This window comes from Phenylobacterium sp., from assembly GCF_035569475.1.
In the GTDB taxonomy this organism is placed as follows: domain Bacteria; phylum Pseudomonadota; class Alphaproteobacteria; order Caulobacterales; family Caulobacteraceae; genus Phenylobacterium.
Genome location: NZ_DATMNA010000119.1, coordinates 32652 through 48493, shown reverse-complemented (window position 1 = coordinate 48493; position 15842 = coordinate 32652). Strand labels below are relative to the sequence as shown.

At 69.1% G+C, this 15842-nt stretch carries 14 protein-coding genes; 12 read left to right on the top strand and 2 right to left on the bottom strand.

The genetic code is table 11. From position 1 onward, the window contains the following. The coding region (locus VNW53_RS19035; protein ID WP_325557581.1) for a hypothetical protein at nt 1-1237 on the top strand (1237 nt) is incomplete at its 5' end. A gap of 54 nt (nt 1238-1291) precedes the next feature. Then, nucleotides 1292-1753 carry a cupin domain-containing protein gene (locus tag VNW53_RS19030; RefSeq protein ID WP_325557580.1) on the top strand — a complete coding sequence of 154 codons (462 nt, stop codon included), beginning with the start codon at nt 1292-1294 and terminating at the stop codon, nt 1751-1753. An 88-nt stretch (nt 1754-1841) separates the two neighbouring features. On the opposite strand, the gene VNW53_RS19025 is transcribed toward VNW53_RS19030, so the two are convergent. After that, nucleotides 1842-2729, bottom strand: a complete 888-nt coding sequence (locus VNW53_RS19025; RefSeq protein WP_325557579.1) for a LysR substrate-binding domain-containing protein — start codon at nt 2727-2729, stop codon at nt 1842-1844. A 255-nt stretch (nt 2730-2984) separates the two neighbouring features. On the opposite strand from VNW53_RS19025, the gene sdhC reads away from it, so the two are divergent. The 9 genes from sdhC (at nt 2985) to VNW53_RS18980 (ending at nt 11587) form a co-directional block, all read left to right on the top strand. Continuing rightward, a complete protein-coding gene (sdhC, locus tag VNW53_RS19020; protein WP_325557578.1) occupies nt 2985-3416 on the top strand; it encodes a succinate dehydrogenase, cytochrome b556 subunit in 432 nt (143 codons plus the stop codon). After that, the gene (gene sdhD / locus VNW53_RS19015) at nt 3416-3802 is read left to right on the top strand and encodes a succinate dehydrogenase, hydrophobic membrane anchor protein (protein ID WP_325557577.1); all 387 of its coding nucleotides are present in this window, start codon (nt 3416-3418) and stop codon (nt 3800-3802) included. The genes sdhC and sdhD overlap by 1 nt, the downstream gene beginning before the upstream one ends. A gap of 7 nt (nt 3803-3809) precedes the next feature. Beyond that, on the top strand, nt 3810-5597 hold the full coding sequence (sdhA, locus tag VNW53_RS19010) for a succinate dehydrogenase flavoprotein subunit (protein ID WP_325557575.1): 1788 nt from the start codon (nt 3810-3812) through the stop codon (nt 5595-5597). Nucleotides 5598-5604: 7 nt separating this feature from the next. Further along, the gene (locus tag VNW53_RS19005) at nt 5605-6312 is read left to right on the top strand and encodes a class I SAM-dependent methyltransferase (protein WP_325557573.1); all 708 of its coding nucleotides are present in this window, start codon (nt 5605-5607) and stop codon (nt 6310-6312) included. Further along, a complete protein-coding gene (locus VNW53_RS19000) occupies nt 6299-7057 on the top strand; it encodes a class I SAM-dependent methyltransferase (RefSeq protein WP_325557572.1) in 759 nt (252 codons plus the stop codon). Before VNW53_RS19005 ends, VNW53_RS19000 begins: the two co-directional genes overlap by 14 nt. Nucleotides 7058-7068: 11 nt before the next feature. Next, nucleotides 7069-7851 (top strand): succinate dehydrogenase iron-sulfur subunit, encoded by a 783-nt coding sequence (locus VNW53_RS18995; RefSeq protein ID WP_325557570.1) that lies wholly within the window; start codon nt 7069-7071, stop codon nt 7849-7851. Nucleotides 7852-7921: 70 nt separating this feature from the next. Next, nucleotides 7922-9769 (top strand): DUF885 domain-containing protein, encoded by a 1848-nt coding sequence (locus VNW53_RS18990; RefSeq protein ID WP_325557569.1) that lies wholly within the window; start codon nt 7922-7924, stop codon nt 9767-9769. 230 nt (nt 9770-9999) lie between these two features. After that, nucleotides 10000-11244, top strand: coding sequence for an NAD(P)/FAD-dependent oxidoreductase (locus tag VNW53_RS18985; RefSeq protein ID WP_325557567.1), 1245 nt, complete (start codon nt 10000-10002; stop codon nt 11242-11244). A 22-nt stretch (nt 11245-11266) separates the two neighbouring features. Beyond that, nucleotides 11267-11587, top strand: a complete 321-nt coding sequence (locus VNW53_RS18980) for a 2Fe-2S iron-sulfur cluster-binding protein (RefSeq protein ID WP_325557566.1) — start codon at nt 11267-11269, stop codon at nt 11585-11587. A 605-nt stretch (nt 11588-12192) separates the two neighbouring features. On the opposite strand, the gene VNW53_RS18975 is transcribed toward VNW53_RS18980, so the two are convergent. After that, nucleotides 12193-12732 (bottom strand): YybH family protein, encoded by a 540-nt coding sequence (locus VNW53_RS18975; RefSeq protein WP_325557565.1) that lies wholly within the window; start codon nt 12730-12732, stop codon nt 12193-12195. A gap of 179 nt (nt 12733-12911) precedes the next feature. On the opposite strand from VNW53_RS18975, the gene VNW53_RS18970 reads away from it, so the two are divergent. Further along, nucleotides 12912-15842: a M14 family zinc carboxypeptidase gene (locus tag VNW53_RS18970; RefSeq protein ID WP_325557563.1), complete on the top strand. Its 2931-nt coding sequence runs from the start codon at nt 12912-12914 to the stop codon at nt 15840-15842.

Sequence of the window (15842 nt, the reverse complement as noted above, 5' to 3'; positions counted from 1 at the left end):
CTCGGTGGGACCCGCCGAACCGCCCCCTGTACGGCTCGCCCCGAGCCTCGGCCTGGCCTACCTGGGCCGCACCATTTTCGAAGGCGTGCGCCTGGCGGAGGTCCTGAACCCGCTGGCCAAGCGCTACCTCGCCGATCCGGGCGACGTCGGGGCGCTCATGGACCTGTCGATCCTGGTGCACATGCGCGGCGACCGCGAGAAGGGGCTGGAGCTGCAAGCCTCGGCCCTCGAGGCGTGCCGCATCTACCGCACGACGCACGGCAGCGGGAAGGGGCCGAAGATCCTGGCCTTCATGGCGCCCGGGGACTTCATGACCAACACGCCGATCGACTTCCTGCTGGAAGGCTCGGACGCCGAACTGACCCTCTATTACATCGATGGCGACCTGCCGACGCCGGACCAGGTCCCCGAGCATGACATCGCCTTCCTGGCCATCGGTCAGGCCGACGACGGCTCGGCGGCGCTCGCCAGGCTGCAGGGCGCCTTCGACGCCTGGCCCCGGCCGGTCCTGAACGCGCGCCCGGACCTCATCGCCGCCCTCAGCCGCGATGGCGTGGCCGACCGTTTCGAGGGCCATCCGCAGGTGCTCTGCCCGCCCACCCGCCGGGTGGAGCGTGCGGCCCTGGCCGCCATCGCCGGGGGCGCGCTGGCCCTTGACGCCCTGCATGCCGAACTGCGCTATCCGATCATCGTGCGCCCGATCGGCTCCCACGCCGGCAAGGGCCTGGAGAAGGTCGACAGCGCCGCAGAGCTGGCCGCCTATGTCGCGGGCCACGAGGCCCAGGCCTTCTTCATCGCCAACTTCTTCGACTACGCCGGAGCGGACGGCCTCTACCGCAAGCTGCGGGTGGTGTTCATCGACGGCCAGCCCTTCGTCTCCCACATGGCGGTCTCCGCCCGCTGGATGGTGCACTACCTGAACGCCGACATGAGCGAGGCGGCCAACCGCGCCGCCGAGGCCGAGATGATGGAGACCTTCGACGAAGGCTTCGCCGCGCGCCACGCCGCGGCGTTCGAGGCCCTGACCCGCGCCTTCGGCCTCGACTACTTCGGCATCGACTGCGCCGAGACCCAGGACGGGCGGCTGGTGGTGTTCGAAGCCGACGTGGCGATGATCGTCCACGCCATGGATCCGGCGGAGCTCTATCCCTACAAGAAGCCGGCCATGGCGAAGCTGTTCTCCGCCTTCGTCGCCGCCCTGTCGCGCTCCGCCCAGCGCGGCCGGCTCGCCGCCTAGGCCCGTCCCGGCGGGCCGCGCTAAGCTCGGTCACCTTTCGCCGGGAAGACCGCCATGCCCAAGATCGACGTCGCCGCCGTGCCGGAGCGCAAAGGCTCCGGCTATCCGCCACCCTTCGCCGCGCCCTGCGCCGACCGCGTAAGGCAGCGGCTTGGCAACGCCGGCGGGCTCGTGGATTTCGGGGTCAATCTCATGCGCCTGCCGCCGGGCAATTGGTCGAGCCAGCGCCACTGGCATAGCCACGAAGACGAGTTCGTCTATGTGCTCGAAGGCGAGCTGACGCTGATCGAAGACGCTGGCGAGACGGTGCTGCGGGCCGGCGATTGCGCGGCCTTTCCGAAAGGCTCGGGCAACGGCCATCACATGATCAACCGGTCGGGCGCGACGGCGGTCTATCTCGAAGTCGGCTCGCGCGCGCCCGCCGACCTCACCACCTGCTCCGACATCGACATGATGAGCCTCAACGCCGACGGCCGCTTCACGCACAAGGATGGCTCGCCCTATCCCGAGGCCTAGACCCTGTCCCGGCTGACTTGGATCAAGTCAGCCGGGAAAGAACAGGGTTGTCGCCTATGTCTGGAGCCCTTCTTGTCCACTCAGGGCTCTAGGCTGGGGTCCTCAAGCTCTCCACCAGGGCGCGGGCGTAGGGGCGAAGCTCCGCGTCGGCGCGCACGACGATGGTCAGCTCGCGCGCCGACCAGTCGTCCGCGAGCTCGACGCGGCCCAGGCGCATGGTCATGGCCGCCCGCGCCGCGGTGGTCGCCGGCACGACACCCACGCCGACGCCGCACTCCACCATCCGGCAGACAGCGTCGAAGCTGCGTAGTTGGACGCGAAGCCGCAGCGGCCGCCCCTCGCGCGCCGCCTTGCCGGCCAGGAAGCGCTGCAGGGACGCCGCCCGGTCCAGGCCGACCAGATCGTAGTCCAGAACCTCCGCAAAGCGCACGCTCCCGCGCCCGGCCAGTGCATGGTCGGCGGGCGTCACCACCACGAACCGATCGGAGCGGAACGGGTAAGTGGCCAGCGCGCCCACCTCGACCGTGCCGGCGACGATGCCCACGTCGGCCGCGCCCTCCGCCACCAGGCCGACGATCTCGTCGGACAGCCGCTCCTCAAGGTCGACGCTGACCTGCGGATGGGCGGCGAGGAAGGCCGAGAGCGCCTCGGGCAGGAATTCGGTCAGGGCGTTGGTGTTGGCCAGCAGCCGCACTTCGCCGGTGAAGCCGCCGGCAAAGGCGCTGAGGTCTTCGCGAAGCTGCGCGCTCTGGGCCAGCATGGCGCGGGCGTGCTTCAGCAGGGTGCGCCCGGCCTCGGTGGGCGTGACGCCCTGGCGCGAGCGGATCAAGAGGGCCGCGCCCAGCGCCTCCTCCATGCCGCGGATGCGCGTCGAGGCGGCGGCCAGGGCCAGGGCGCTGCGCTCGGCCCCGGCGGTGATCGAGCCCGCGTCAGCCACATCGCAGAACAATCGCAGGTCCGTCAGATCGAAGCGCATCCTTCGCCTTTCGCGAAGTAAGACTACAGCAATGACGCATTGCCCCGCTAGATGAGATCGCAGAAGCTTCGTCCCCGGCGAAACAATTCCGAGGCATCGTCGCATGGCTGCGTTCCTCGCCGAAAGGACGAACTCCCCGGCGTCGAAGGCCGAAAACCCCGTCATCGCGACCCGGTGCGCGGCCTTCGTTGACACCCCTCGCGCGGCGCTTAAAAGCGAACTCGCCTTGGCACGGGATCAGAGCGGATCACACCCATGACGGAAGCCTCCACCACGCCGCGAGAGCGGCCGGTTTCGCCGCACCTGGTCACCGGGGGCCTCGGCTCGCCGCCCCTCTGGCGCTGGCACATCACCATGTGGACCTCGATCCTGCACCGGGCGACCGGCGTGGCGCTGTATGTGGGCGCCCTGATCGCCGCGGCCTGGGCGATCTCCCTGGCGGGAGGGCCCGACGCCTACGCCGGGTTCAAGGCCCTGCTGGGCTCGATCCCCGGCAAGGTGGTGATGTTCGGCCTGACGGTCTGCGTCTTCTACCACCTGGCCAACGGCGTCCGGCACCTGGTCTGGGACACCGGCCACGGCCTCGACGTGAAGTCCGCCAACGCCAGCGCGGTGCTGGTCTTCGCCTTCGCCGCGGCGGCCAGCCTGGCGATCTGGGGCATCGCCGGCATGACGGGAGCGCTCTGATGGTCAGCTATCGCACTCCGCTCGGCCGCGCCCGTGGCCTGGGCTCCGCCAAGCACGGCGCCGGCCACTGGGTCTCCGAGCGGGTCAGCTCCATCGCCCTCGCGCCGCTGGTGGTCTGGGCGGTCTACGGCGTGCTGCGCCTGGCCGCCGGGGACTACGGCTTCGCGGTCCACTGGGTCCAGGCCCCGCTGAACGCGACGCTCCTGGTGCTGACCCTGGCCATCAGCTTCTGGCACATGCATTCCGGCATGCGGGTGGTGGTCGAAGACTACATCCACAAGACCCTGACCAAGACCGCGCTCCTGGTCCTGAACCTTTTCGTCTGCGGCCTGGCCGGCGCGCTGGCGATCTTCTCGATCCTCAAGGTCGCGCTGGGAGGCGCCTGAGATCAGCATGGCGACCTACAATTTCATCGATCACAAGTATGACGTCGTCGTCGTGGGCGCCGGCGGGTCCGGCCTGCGCGCGGCGCTGGGCTGCGCGGCGGCGGGGTTGAAGACGGCCTGCATCTCCAAGGTCTTCCCGACCCGCTCGCACACCGTCGCGGCGCAAGGCGGCATCTCCGCCAGTCTCGGCAACATGGGCGAGGACGACTGGCGCTGGCACATGTACGACACCGTCAAGGGGTCGGACTGGCTGGGCGACCAGGACGCCATCGAATATCTGGTCAGGAACGCGCCGGCGGCCGTCTACGAACTCGAGCACTGGGGCGTGCCCTTTTCGCGGACCCCGGACGGCAAGATCTACCAGCGCGCCTTCGGCGGCATGACCCGCAACTTCGGCGAGGCGCCGATCCAGCGCACCTGCGCGGCGGCCGACCGCACCGGCCACGCCATGCTGCACACCATGTACGGCCAGGCGCTGGCCAAGAAGACCGAGTTCTTCATCGAGTACTTCGCCCTGGACCTGATCATGGACGAGGGCGTGTGCCGCGGCGTCACCGCCTGGAAGCTGGACGACGGGACCCTGCACCGCTTTCAGGCGCAGATGGTGATCCTGGCGACGGGGGGGTACGGGCGCGCCTACTTCTCCTGCACCAGCGCCCATACCTGCACCGGCGACGGCGGCGGCATGGCGTTGCGCGCCGGCCTGCCGCTGCAGGACATGGAGTTCGTGCAGTTCCACCCCACCGGCATCTACGGCGCCGGCTGCCTGATCACCGAGGGCGCCCGCGGCGAGGGCGGCTACCTGACCAACTCCGAGGGCGAGCGGTTCATGGAGCGCTATGCGCCCTCCGTGAAGGACCTGGCGCCCCGCGACATGGTCAGCCGCGCCATGACCATCGAGATTCGCGAGGGCCGCGGCGTGGGCCCGAAGAAAGACCACATCAACCTGCACCTCGATCACTTGGATCCGAAAGTATTACACGAACGCCTGCCGGGCATTTCTGAAAGCGCCAGAATATTCGCTGGTGTTGACGTAACTAAAGAGCCCATTCCGGTGCTCCCGACCGTCCATTATAACATGGGCGGGGTGCCGACGAACTTCTACTCCGAGGTAGTGACCAAAGCCGGCAAGGATCCGGACAAGGTAGTGCCGGGCCTGATGGCCGTGGGCGAGGCGGCCTGCGTGTCCGTGCATGGCGCCAACCGCCTGGGCTCCAACTCGCTGATCGACCTGGTGGTGTTCGGGCGTTCGGCGGCGCTGCGCGCGGCGGACATCATCAAGGCGGGCGCGACCCAGCCGGAACTGCGGCCTTCGATGACCGACGGCCACCTGGCGCGGTTCGACCGGTTCCGCAACGCCAGCGGCAAGACCTCGACCGCGGCGCTGCGGCTGGAGATGCAGCGGTCCATGCAGGAGGACGCCGCGGTGTTCCGCACCGGCGAGAGCCTGGTGAGCGGCGTGAAGCGCCTGGAGGCGGTGCAGAAGAAACGCAAGGATCTGGCGGTCTCCGACCGCGGCATGATCTGGAACACCGACCTGATGGAGACCCTGGAGCTCGACAACCTGATCGGCCAGGCCGTGGTGACGGTGGTGGGCGCCAACAACCGCCAGGAGAGCCGCGGGGCCCACGCGCGGGAGGACTTCGCCAACCGCGACGACAAGACCTGGATGAAGCACACGCTCACCTGGTTCGACGACGCCACGGGCAAGGTGAAGATCGATTACCGGCCGGTCCACGACTACACCATGACCAACGACATCGCCCCGATCCCGCCCAAGGCGCGGGTGTACTGAGGCGGTCATGGACGCCGCCCAGCCAGGTCTGGAGACACCCCCGGCCATCGGCTGGTTCCACTCGCTGAGCCTGCCGGGCGGCGAGACGACGACTGGCGAAAAGCCGGCGGCGGTGCTCGGCGCCGAGGCCGAGGTGGTGTTCAGGCACGGCGTCGCCGGCAAGCGGGTGCTCGACATCGGCGCCTGGGACGGCTTCTTCAGCTTCGAGGCCGAGCGGCGCGGAGCGGCCCATGTGCTGGCCACCGACCACTTCTGCTGGTCGGGGCCGGGCTGGGGCACGAAGGCCGGCTTCGACTACGCCCACCGCCGCCTGGACTCCAAGGTGGCGAGCCTGGACATCGACGTGCCGCGGATCGGGCCGGAGACCGTGGGGACGCACGACGTGGTGCTGTTCCTGGGCGTGCTCTACCATGTGAAGGACCCGCTGGCGGCGCTGGAACGGGCGGCCTCGGTGACCGGCGAGCTGCTGGTCGTGGAGACCGCCACGGCGCTGGACGTCCTGCCCTGGCCGGTGGCGCGCTACTACCAGGGGCGCGAGCTGAACAACGACCCCACCAACTTCTGGGCGCCCAACCGGCGGTGCCTGGAGGGCATGGCCCGCGACCTCGGCTTCTCGCGCATCGAGATGACCGGCCATCCGTCGACCCGGCCGCACTGGCGCGCGCCGGACCTCTACTGGAAGCACAATCGGGTGTTCATGCATGCCTGGCGTTGAACTCGAATCCGCGCTCCGGGCGCGCGACACGGACGCCGACTGGCGCGAGCTGGGCGAGACCGAGCCCTATTGGGCCGTGCTCAGCCACCCGGACTTCCGTAGCGAACGGCTGACGCCTGAGGGGATCGAGAGCTTCTACCAGTCGGGCCCGCCCTACATCGCCACCCTGGCCGAGGCGCTGAAGGCGATGACCGGCGCCTATCCGTCCGGCCGCGCGCTGGACTTCGGCTCAGGCGTCGGCCGGCTGGCCGAGGCGATGACCGCCTACGCCGGCGAGGTCACCGGCGTCGACATCTCTCCGGGCATGCTGGCGCTGGCCCGGGCCCGCGGCAGCAAGGTGACCTACGCCGACCGGATCCCGGACGGTCCCTTCGACTGGATCAACAGCTTCATCGTGTTCCAGCACATCCCGCCGCCCCGGGGCGAGGCGATCATCGAGGAGCTGCTGTCGAAGCTGTCGCCCGGCGGGGTCGTCAGCCTGCAGATCATCGTCTGGCGCGACAAGAACCGCGAGTGGCCCGCCGAGACCGGCTGGCGAAAGCTGATCGCCGGCCAGCTTCGCCGCAAACGGGTGCGCGAACTGCCGGTGGGCCAGATCCTGATGTACGACTACGACCTGTCGCGGGTCGTGCGCCTGCTGAACCTGGCCGGCATTGAGGAGATCCGCCTGGTCTCCACCAACCACGACGGCCACCACGGCTTCATCATCCTCGGGCAGAAGACCGCCCCGGCCAGCTTTTCTTAGGGACCCTACCGATGGTCGAACTCGTCCTGCCGAAGAACTCCCGCGTCACCAAGGGCAAGCACCACCCGGCCCCGGAGGGCGCGAAAAAGACCAAGACCTTCCGCGTCTACCGCTACGATCCGGAGGGCGTCGAGAACCCGCGCTGGGACACCTATGACGTGGACGTCGAGGCCTGCGGGCCGATGGTCCTGGACGCGCTGATCTATATCAAGAACGAGATCGACCCGACGCTGGCCTTCCGCCGGTCCTGCCGCGAGGGCGTCTGCGGCTCCTGCGCCATGAACATCGGCGGGCGCAACACGCTGGCCTGCACCCACGGCTGGGCCGAGGTCCCCGGCAAGGACGTGCAGATCAGCCCCCTGCCGCACATGCCGGTGGTCAAGGACCTGGTCCCCGACCTGACCCAGTTCTACGCTCAGTACGCCTCCATCGAGCCCTGGCTGCACACCGAGACGCCGGAGCCGCAGAAGGAATGGCTGCAGTCGCCGGAGGACCGCGAGAAGCTGGACGGGCTCTACGAGTGCATCCTCTGCGCCTGCTGCACGACCTCCTGCCCGAGCTACTGGTGGAACCAGGACAAGTATCTCGGCCCCGCGACGTTGTTGCAGTCCTACCGCTGGCTGGTCGACAGCCGCGACGAGGCCACCGGCGAGCGGCTGGACGCGCTGGAGGACCCCTTCAAGCTCTACCGCTGCCACACGATCATGAACTGCGCCCAGGTCTGCCCGAAGGGTCTCAACCCCGCCAAGGCGATCGCCGAGGTGAAGAAGATGCTGGTGGAGCGGGTGGTCTAGAACGCGTCCTCTCCCTTCGCGCTTCGCGTCCGGGGAGATGCGGGTTTTTTGGATTTGTCGGGGGTTCAAGATGGGCGGCAGGACGATCGGAAGCGGGCTCGTGGCCCTGGTGCTGGCTTTGGGGACGGCGCCGGCGGTGGGGCTGCTGGCCGCACCCGGCCTGGCCATCGCCCAGCCCAGCCAGGCCGAGGCCGGAAAGCTGACCGCCTTCCTCGACGCGGAATACGAAGAGGTGCTGAAGGCCAATCCGCAGCAGGCGACCTCGCTCGGCCGCAAGGAAGGCCAGGACCGCCTGAACGACCTCAGCGAGGCCGCGGAGCTGAAACGCCTGGAATGGCGGCGCGGCAGCGTGGCGCGGATGAAGGCCCAGTTCCAGCGGGACAAGCTGCCGCTGGAGGCGAAGATCAGCTTCGACATGTGGCTGGACGAGCTCGACAGCGCCGAGCTGGCCTACAAGTTCCGCCGCTATGACTACGCGCTGGGCGGCGGCGCGCTGCACTCCGGCCTGCCCAATTTCCTGATCAGCTCCCACCTCGTCGACAGCGCGTTGGACATGGCCGCCTACAACGCCCGCGTCCGGGCTCTGGGCCCGGCGATGGACCAGGTGCGCGAGCGCGTGGCGGCGGCGGCCGGCGAGGGCGTCCGCATGCCGCGCTTCCAGTACGAGCGGGTGATCGCCGAGAGCCGCAAGCTGATTTCCGGCCAGCCGTTCGACCAGGCCGGGCCCGACTCGCCGCTCTGGGCCGACGCCAAGGCCAAGGTCGGCAGGCTGGCCGCCGCCGGCAAGGTGACCCCGGCCCAGGCCCAGGCGCTGCTGGACGAGACCCGGGCCGCGCTGACGGGCTCCATGAAGCCGGGCTATGAGCGGCTGATCGCCTGGGTCCAGGCCGACGAGCCGAACGCGCCCTCCGGCAAGGTGGGCGCGGTGACCCTGCCGGGCGGCCTCGCCTGGTACGCCGCGGCCCTGAAGCTGCAGACCCGCACCGACCTCACCGCCGACCAGGTCCACGCCCTGGGCCTCTCCGAGGTGAAGCGCATCCAGGGCGAGATGAACGCACTCGCCCGGACCGCCGGGTTCAAGGACGCCGAGGCCTACTATGCCGAGCTGGCCCGGCTCGATCCGCCGCAGCCCTACACGGACGCCAACCGCGCCGAGATCCTGGCCTACTCCAACGCCCTGATCGCCAACGACCGGGCGCACCTGCCGGCGATGTTCAACAGCCTGCCGATCTACGGCATCGAGGTGGTGCGCGAACCCTCGTTCAGCGAGGTCCCGGGCGGTGCGGCCCACACCAACGGCGCCAGCCCCGACGGCAAGCGCCCGGGGATGGTCTATCTGCACATGCTGGGCAAGACCTCGCCGCGCGCCAGCCTGCCGGACTTGATGTGCCACGAGGGCATTCCCGGCCACGCCATGCAGGGCGACATCCGGGTGCGCCAGAAGGGCGTTCCGAAGTTCCGGCTTGGGGCCCGCAACGCGGCCTTCAACGAGGGCTGGGGCCTCTATTCCGAGCTGCTCTGCAAGGAGATGGGCGTCTATCCGGACACGGCGTCCGACTTCATGCGCCTGGACGGCGAGCTGTTCCGCGCCGCGCGCCTGGTCACCGACACCGGCCTGCACGCCAAGGGTTGGACCGAGGACGAGGCGGTCGCCTACCTGAAGACCACCGGCCATCGCAGCGAGGACACCGCCCGCGCCGAGACCCACCGCTACATCGTCAATCCCGGCCAGGCGACGGCCTACAAGATCGGCATGATCCGCATCCTGGCGCTGCGCACCGAGGCGCAGAAGGCGCTGGGCCCGAAGTTCGACATCAAGGGCTTCAACGACATGATCATCGCCTCCGGGTCGCTGCCGCTGTCGGTCCTGGACATGCGGGTCCACGAGTGGGTGGCCGAGCGGAAGGCGGGGGCGTGACGCGCTCCCTCCCCCGGCGCAGCCGAGAGGGAGAGGGTTGGGGAGGGGGCGGCGCAGGACTCGCGAGCGGCGCCGTGGTCCAGTCACTGTCCGCTCCCGGCAGGTCATGGCTGAATCGGCTGTTCGTGGGGTGACGCGGAGCCGCCCTCTCCCTACCCTCTGCCTCTCGGCTGCGCCGGGGTAGAGGCGAGCAAGTTGACGCCGGCGTCATTTTTGGGCATCGAGGCTGAATGAGCGATGCGGCCAATCCTGCTCCGGGCGGGCATGTGGTGATCCTGGGGGCTGGCCATGCGGGGGGCACGGCGGCGGCGCTGTTGCGGCAGTACGGGCACGCGGGGCCGATCACCCTGGTGGGCGCCGAGCCGATTCCGCCCTACCAGCGGCCGCCGCTCTCCAAGGCCTGGTTGAAGGGCGAGGCCGACGCGGACTCCCTGGCGCTCAAGCCGCTGGAGTTCTACGCGGAGCACAATATCGACTTCCGGGCCTCGACGACGGCGGTGGCGATCAACCGCGGCGCCAAGACCGTCAGCCTCTCCGGCGGATCGACCCTCGCCTACGACGTCGCGATCATCGCCACCGGCGCGCGGCCCATCGCGCTGCCGATCCCAGGCGCGGACCTCAGGGGCGTGATGTTCCTGCGAACCGCCGCCGACGCCGAGCGGCTGAAGGCCACCGTGGGACCGGGCAGGCGGCTGGCGGTGGTGGGCGGCGGCTACATCGGGCTGGAGGTGGCCGCCTCCGGCCGCGCGCTGGGCGCCGAGGTCGTGGTGCTGGAGCGCGAGGATCGGCTACTCGCGCGGGTGGCCTGCACGACCCTGTCGACCTTCTTCAAGAGCTATCACGAGGCCCATGGCGTCAGCTTCGAACTGGGCGCCACGGCCACGGCCTTCGAGGGCCGTGACGGCCATGTGACCGGCGTGACCCTGGCCGATGGCCGCACCGTGCCTTGCGACGCCGTAGTGGTGGGCGTCGGCGCCCATCCGAACGACGAGTTGGCCAGGGACTGCGGCCTGGATGTCGCCCGCGGCGTGGTGGTGGACCTGGAGGCCAGGACCTCCGACCCTTCGATCTTCGCCATCGGCGACGTGGCCCACCGGCCGATGCCGATCTACGGCCGCATGTTCCGCATGGAGAGCGTGCCCAACGCGCTCGAAGGCGCCAAGCAGGCCGCCAGCGCCATCGTCGGCCGCCCGCCGCCGCCCGGCGAGACGCCCTGGCAGTGGTCGGACCAGTACGACCTGAAGCTGCAGATCGCCGGCTACGCCTTCGACGTGGACGAGATCCTGCTGCGCGGTGACCCTGCGTCAGGCAAGTTCGCGGTCTTCCACCTCAAGGGCGACCTGATGCAATCCGTGGAGGCGATCAACTCGCCGCCGGAATTCATGATGGGCAAGCAGTTGATCCTGGCGCGGCGTCCGGTCGACAAGGCGAGGCTTGCAGACCCATCCATTTCCATGAAAGAGGTCGCCGCCTAGAGTGCGGTCATCGAGGGGTTAGATGGCGAAGATTACCTACATCGAACATGACGGGACCGAGCACGTGATCGACGTGAAGCCCGGCCTCACCGTCATGGAAGGCGCCGTGAAGAACAACGTCCCGGGCATCGACGCCGATTGCGGCGGGGCCTGCGCCTGCGCCACCTGCCACGTCTATGTGGACGAAGCCTGGCGCGCCAAGACCGGCGAGAAGTCGGCCATGGAAGAGTCGATGCTGGATTTCGCCGAGAACGTCGAGGACAACTCGCGCCTGTCCTGCCAGATCAAGGTGAGCGACGCGCTGGACGGGCTGGTGGTGCGGATGCCGGAGAGCCAGCACTAGGCTGAATCGACATTCATTCCGAGGATGGGCCGTGGCTTGGCGTTCCTCCTCCCCTTGTGGGAGGAGGTGTCAGCCGGAGGGCTGACGGAGGTGGGGTCGCGCTCCGCTCTCAGCGCGAGACTGAGCTTCGAGCTGCGCCGGGAGGCCGAGAAACCCCACCTCCGACCCGCTGCGCGGCCCACCTCCTCCCACAAGGGGAGGAGGCAGCCTTAGGCGCCGGCCTGAATGTCGATGAGTCCTGCGGGGCGGCGCGCCTTTGGCGCGTCCTTGAGAAGCCGAGGCCCCAAGGCAGAATGGCCGCCATGAGATTTAAGCCGCAGTCTGCCGGTTAGCCCAAAATCTTCGTCATCCTCCGGTCGCGCGAAGACGCGATCCGGGGGACCCATGATCTCAATCGCTGCGGATCATCTGCGGCGGCGCCACCCCAATCCTTTTACCGGCCACGGAGATCATGGGTCCCCCGGATCAGCCTTCGGCTGACCGGAGGATGACGACGGGTGGGGAGCGCGGAGTCGCTATTTTTGCCGCGGTTCGCGCGGATCCGGCAGCGGTTCGGCCAGCTCCACGGCGGCCGGAAGCGGCGGGCCGGGGGCTGAGCCCGACCGCTACGGCTTGGACAGGGGGTCCGGCTTCATGGTTGCGAGGTCGACGGGCACGGAGACGTGCTCCTGGACGATCAGCCACTTGCCGTCGATCTTGCGATAGACGTCGCTGACCCGGACCACCAGCTCGGTGGTGGATCCGTCCTTGGCGGTGAAGTGTCCGTCCTGGATGCTGTGCCCATAGGCCACGTCGCCGACCACGGTGATGCTGAGGTCGGTGATCTTGTTGGTCACCGGGCCCGGGAACTGGGCGAGCAGGTCATCCCAGTCCTTCTTGTAGTCGGCCCAGCCGACATGCTGGCGTGGCGGGGTGACGTCGAACACGAAGAGGCCCTGGCGGGCGTAGTAGGACATCACCTTCCTGGAATCCCTGGCCATCAGACCAGCGTTCAGGCCCTTCTCGAGGGCTTGAATCTGGGCCTTGTCGGTGGGGCCGGCGGGCGCCGATGGCGCGGCGGCGCTTGTGGCCTCGGCCGCAACCGAGGCCCCGGAGATCCCCAACGCAACGGCGGCGGCGCCCGCCCACATCTTCAGCTCGTGCATGATTGCCCCCTTCAAGGCCCGCCCGATCGGCAAGGCGGCCGAGCTTGCGCCAGATATCCACGTTATCAAGTGCGCATTTCTGGCGGCGAGGCGGCGACCCTCGCGCGGGCGCGCCGGCGGCTCTTGCGCGGCCCCGGGGATTTCGGGCTAAGTCCACGCTCGGTTGAGGGGCAAGTCACATGCGTGGAATTCAGGCAGTCGCCTGCGCGATGGCGTTGGCGGCGTTCGGGTTCGTGGGCCAGGCTCCGGCGGCGGAAGACGCCCAGCCCGCGCAGAAGCAGGACGAGGCCTACACCGCCCTGATCAGGAAGCACCTGGTCGATCCGCGCTTCACCACCGAGCTGGTGGACCACATGCCGGCGTCCGACACCGTGCCCTCGCCGCTGAAGTTCTTCGGCCGCATCCCGGGCACGCCGGGCGAGCTGACCTACGCCAAGGACATCGAGCGCTACTACCAGGAGCTGGCCAAGACATCGCCCCGGGTGAAGTTCTGGAAGCTGGGGACCACCGAGGAAGGCCGCGACCAGGTGGTGATCGCCATCGCCGACGAGGCGACGCTGAAGGACCTCGACAAGTACAAGGCCGCGCTGGCGGCGCTGGGCGACCCGCGAAAGACCACGCCTGAGCAGGCCAAGGCCACGATCAAGACCGCCAAGCCGATCTACTGGATCACCAGCGGCATCCATTCGCCGGAGACCGGCGGGCCGGAAATGCTGATCGAGCTGGCCTACCGCCTGGCGGTGGAGGAGACGCCGCTGGTCCGCAACATCCGCAACAACGTGATCACCTTCATCACCCCGGTGGTCGAGGTGGACGGCCGCGAGAAGGTGGTCGACACCTACTATTACGGCAAGAAGACCGGCAAGCCGAAGCCGCCCTTGATGTACTGGGGCAAGTACGCCGCGCACGACAACAACCGCGACGGCATGGGCCAGTACCTGAAGCTCACCCAGAACATCACCAGGGGCGTGCTGGAGTGGCATCCGACGGTGGTGCACGACCTGCACGAGGCGCAGTCGTACCTCTACGTCTCGACGGGAACGGGGCCCTACAACCCCTCGCTGGATCCGGTGCAGACCGACGAATGGTGGCTGCTGGCGGAGACCGAGGTCACCGAGATGGCCAAGCGCAAGGTGCCCGGCGTCTTCACCTACGGCTTCTACGACGGCTGGGTGCCGAACTACCTGTTCTGGATCGCCAACACCCACAACTCGTTCGGGCGCTTCTACGAGGTGCAGAGCTACGGCCCCGACGTGCAGAAGGAGCTGAAGCTTCCGCCCACGGTCACCAGCCGCGAGTGGTACCGGCCCAATCCGCCGCTGCCCACCGTCGCCTGGGGGCCGCGCAACAACACCAACATCCAGGAATCGGCCCTGCTGTTCGCGATGGATCGGGTGGCGAAGGACCGCGAGCTCTATCTCGAGACCTACTGGGTGAAGGGCCAGCACGCCGTCGACGGCGGCAGGACCGGCGCGGTCAACGCCTGGGTGATCCCGGCCGACCAGGCCGCGAAGCTCAACGTGGTCGACATGATCAACGACCTGCGCCGCCAGGGGCTGGAGGTCTCGACCGCCGACGCCGCCTTCACCGCGGGCGGGGTCAAGGTGGCGGCCGGCGACTATGTGATCCGCGCCGACCAGCCGTACCGGACGCTGGCGGACCTCTATTTCAGCGTCCAGAACTACCCGGCCGCCAATCCCAGGCCCTATGACGACACCGGCTGGACGATGCAGTACATGCGCAACGTCACGCTGAAGGCGGTGCAGGATCCGGCGGTGTTGCGGCAGCCGATGACGCTGTTGACGGCAGACCTGGCGCCCGCCGGCGCGATCTCGGGCTCGGGGTCGACGATCCTGGTGAACCACACCGGCGACAACGAGCTGGTCACCTTCCGCTTCAAGCTCAAGGACGTGAAGATGCTGGCCGCCGAGAAGCCCTTCGAGGCCGGCGGCAAGAGCTACGCGGCCGGGACCTTCATCATCCCCAACGCGCCGCGCGCGGCGGTGGAGAACGCGGCCGTCGAGCTGGGCCTGAAGGGCGAGGCGGTCGCGGCCGCGCCCGACGTCAAGACCCACCCGCTGTCGATCCCGCGGATCGGCTACCTGCACTCGTGGCTGCGGACGCAGGACGAGGGCTGGTGGCGTGCGGCGCTCGACCACTACGGCGTGCCCTACACCTACCTCGCCGACACCAAGGCGCGCGCCGGCGACCTTCGGAAGCGGTTCGACGTGATCATCTATCCGACCGTCGGCTCGAGCGCGCGCGACCAGGTGGTCGGCGTGGCGATGAACGGCGATGTCGCGATCCCCTACAGGAAGAGCGAGCTGACGCCGAACCTGGGCGTGCTCGACTCCGCCGACGACATCCGCGGCGGCCTGGGCGTCGACGGCCTGGCGGAGCTGAAGAAGTTCGTCGAGGCCGGCGGGACGCTGATCGGCGACGGCTCGACGGTGGAGATGCTGGCCAACTACGGCGTCGCCGCGGGTGTCACGGTCTCCGCGCCGGGCGAGCTCTACACCAAGGGCGCCCTGATGCGTGGGGTGTTCGCGGACCAGGCCAGCCCCATCGCCTATGGCTACGCCGGCAAGGAGCTGCCGATCTATTTCGCCGACGCCCCGGTGATCACCGTGGCGACCCCCGGCCAGAACGGCGGCGGCGGTGGTGGCGGCCAGGGCGGCGGCGCGGGCGGTAGGCTCGCCCAGAACGTCACGCCGAACGCCACGCCGGAGCGGCTGTCGCCTTGGCCCGCGCCGGAGCACGCCGCCAAGGCCGCGGACGAGCCGACGGCGCCCGTCGACACCGCCCCGCCGGCTTCGCGGCAGGGCGGCGCGGAGCCCACCCAGCGGCCGCGCACCGTGATGGCCTTCCCGGCCCAGGCGGACAGCATCCTGCTCTCCGGCCTGCTGGAGGGCGGCGGCGCGCTCACGCGCAAGGCGCTGATCGTCGACGTGCCCGACGGCAAGGGTCACATGGTGCTGTTCGGCCTGAGGCCCTACTGGCGCTGGCAGACGCAGGGGTCCTATTTCCTGGGCTTCAACGCGATCCTCAACTGGGATCACCTGGACGCGGGCGCGCCGCCGCCGAAGCCGGCGGAGAAGCCCGCCGAATAG

Excerpts from the sequence above, each read along its gene's own strand:
- VNW53_RS19025 (WP_325557579.1), bottom strand. The coding sequence starts at position 2,729 with ATGCGCTTCGATCTGACGGACCTGCGATTGTTCTGCGATGTGGCTGAC.
- sdhC (WP_325557578.1), top strand. The coding sequence starts at position 2,985 with ATGACGGAAGCCTCCACCACGCCGCGAGAGCGGCCGGTTTCGCCGCAC.
- VNW53_RS18975 (WP_325557565.1), bottom strand. The coding sequence starts at position 12,732 with ATGCACGAGCTGAAGATGTGGGCGGGCGCCGCCGCCGTTGCGTTGGGG.
- VNW53_RS19000 (WP_325557572.1), top strand. The coding sequence starts at position 6,299 with ATGCCTGGCGTTGAACTCGAATCCGCGCTCCGGGCGCGCGACACGGAC.
- VNW53_RS18980 (WP_325557566.1), top strand. The coding sequence starts at position 11,267 with ATGGCGAAGATTACCTACATCGAACATGACGGGACCGAGCACGTGATC.
- VNW53_RS19030 (WP_325557580.1), top strand. The coding sequence starts at position 1,292 with ATGCCCAAGATCGACGTCGCCGCCGTGCCGGAGCGCAAAGGCTCCGGC.
- VNW53_RS18970 (WP_325557563.1), top strand. The coding sequence starts at position 12,912 with ATGCGTGGAATTCAGGCAGTCGCCTGCGCGATGGCGTTGGCGGCGTTC.
- VNW53_RS18985 (WP_325557567.1), top strand. The coding sequence starts at position 10,000 with ATGAGCGATGCGGCCAATCCTGCTCCGGGCGGGCATGTGGTGATCCTG.
- VNW53_RS18995 (WP_325557570.1), top strand. The coding sequence starts at position 7,069 with ATGGTCGAACTCGTCCTGCCGAAGAACTCCCGCGTCACCAAGGGCAAG.
- VNW53_RS18990 (WP_325557569.1), top strand. The coding sequence starts at position 7,922 with ATGGGCGGCAGGACGATCGGAAGCGGGCTCGTGGCCCTGGTGCTGGCT.
- sdhD (WP_325557577.1), top strand. The coding sequence starts at position 3,416 with ATGGTCAGCTATCGCACTCCGCTCGGCCGCGCCCGTGGCCTGGGCTCC.
- VNW53_RS19005 (WP_325557573.1), top strand. The coding sequence starts at position 5,605 with ATGGACGCCGCCCAGCCAGGTCTGGAGACACCCCCGGCCATCGGCTGG.
- sdhA (WP_325557575.1), top strand. The coding sequence starts at position 3,810 with ATGGCGACCTACAATTTCATCGATCACAAGTATGACGTCGTCGTCGTG.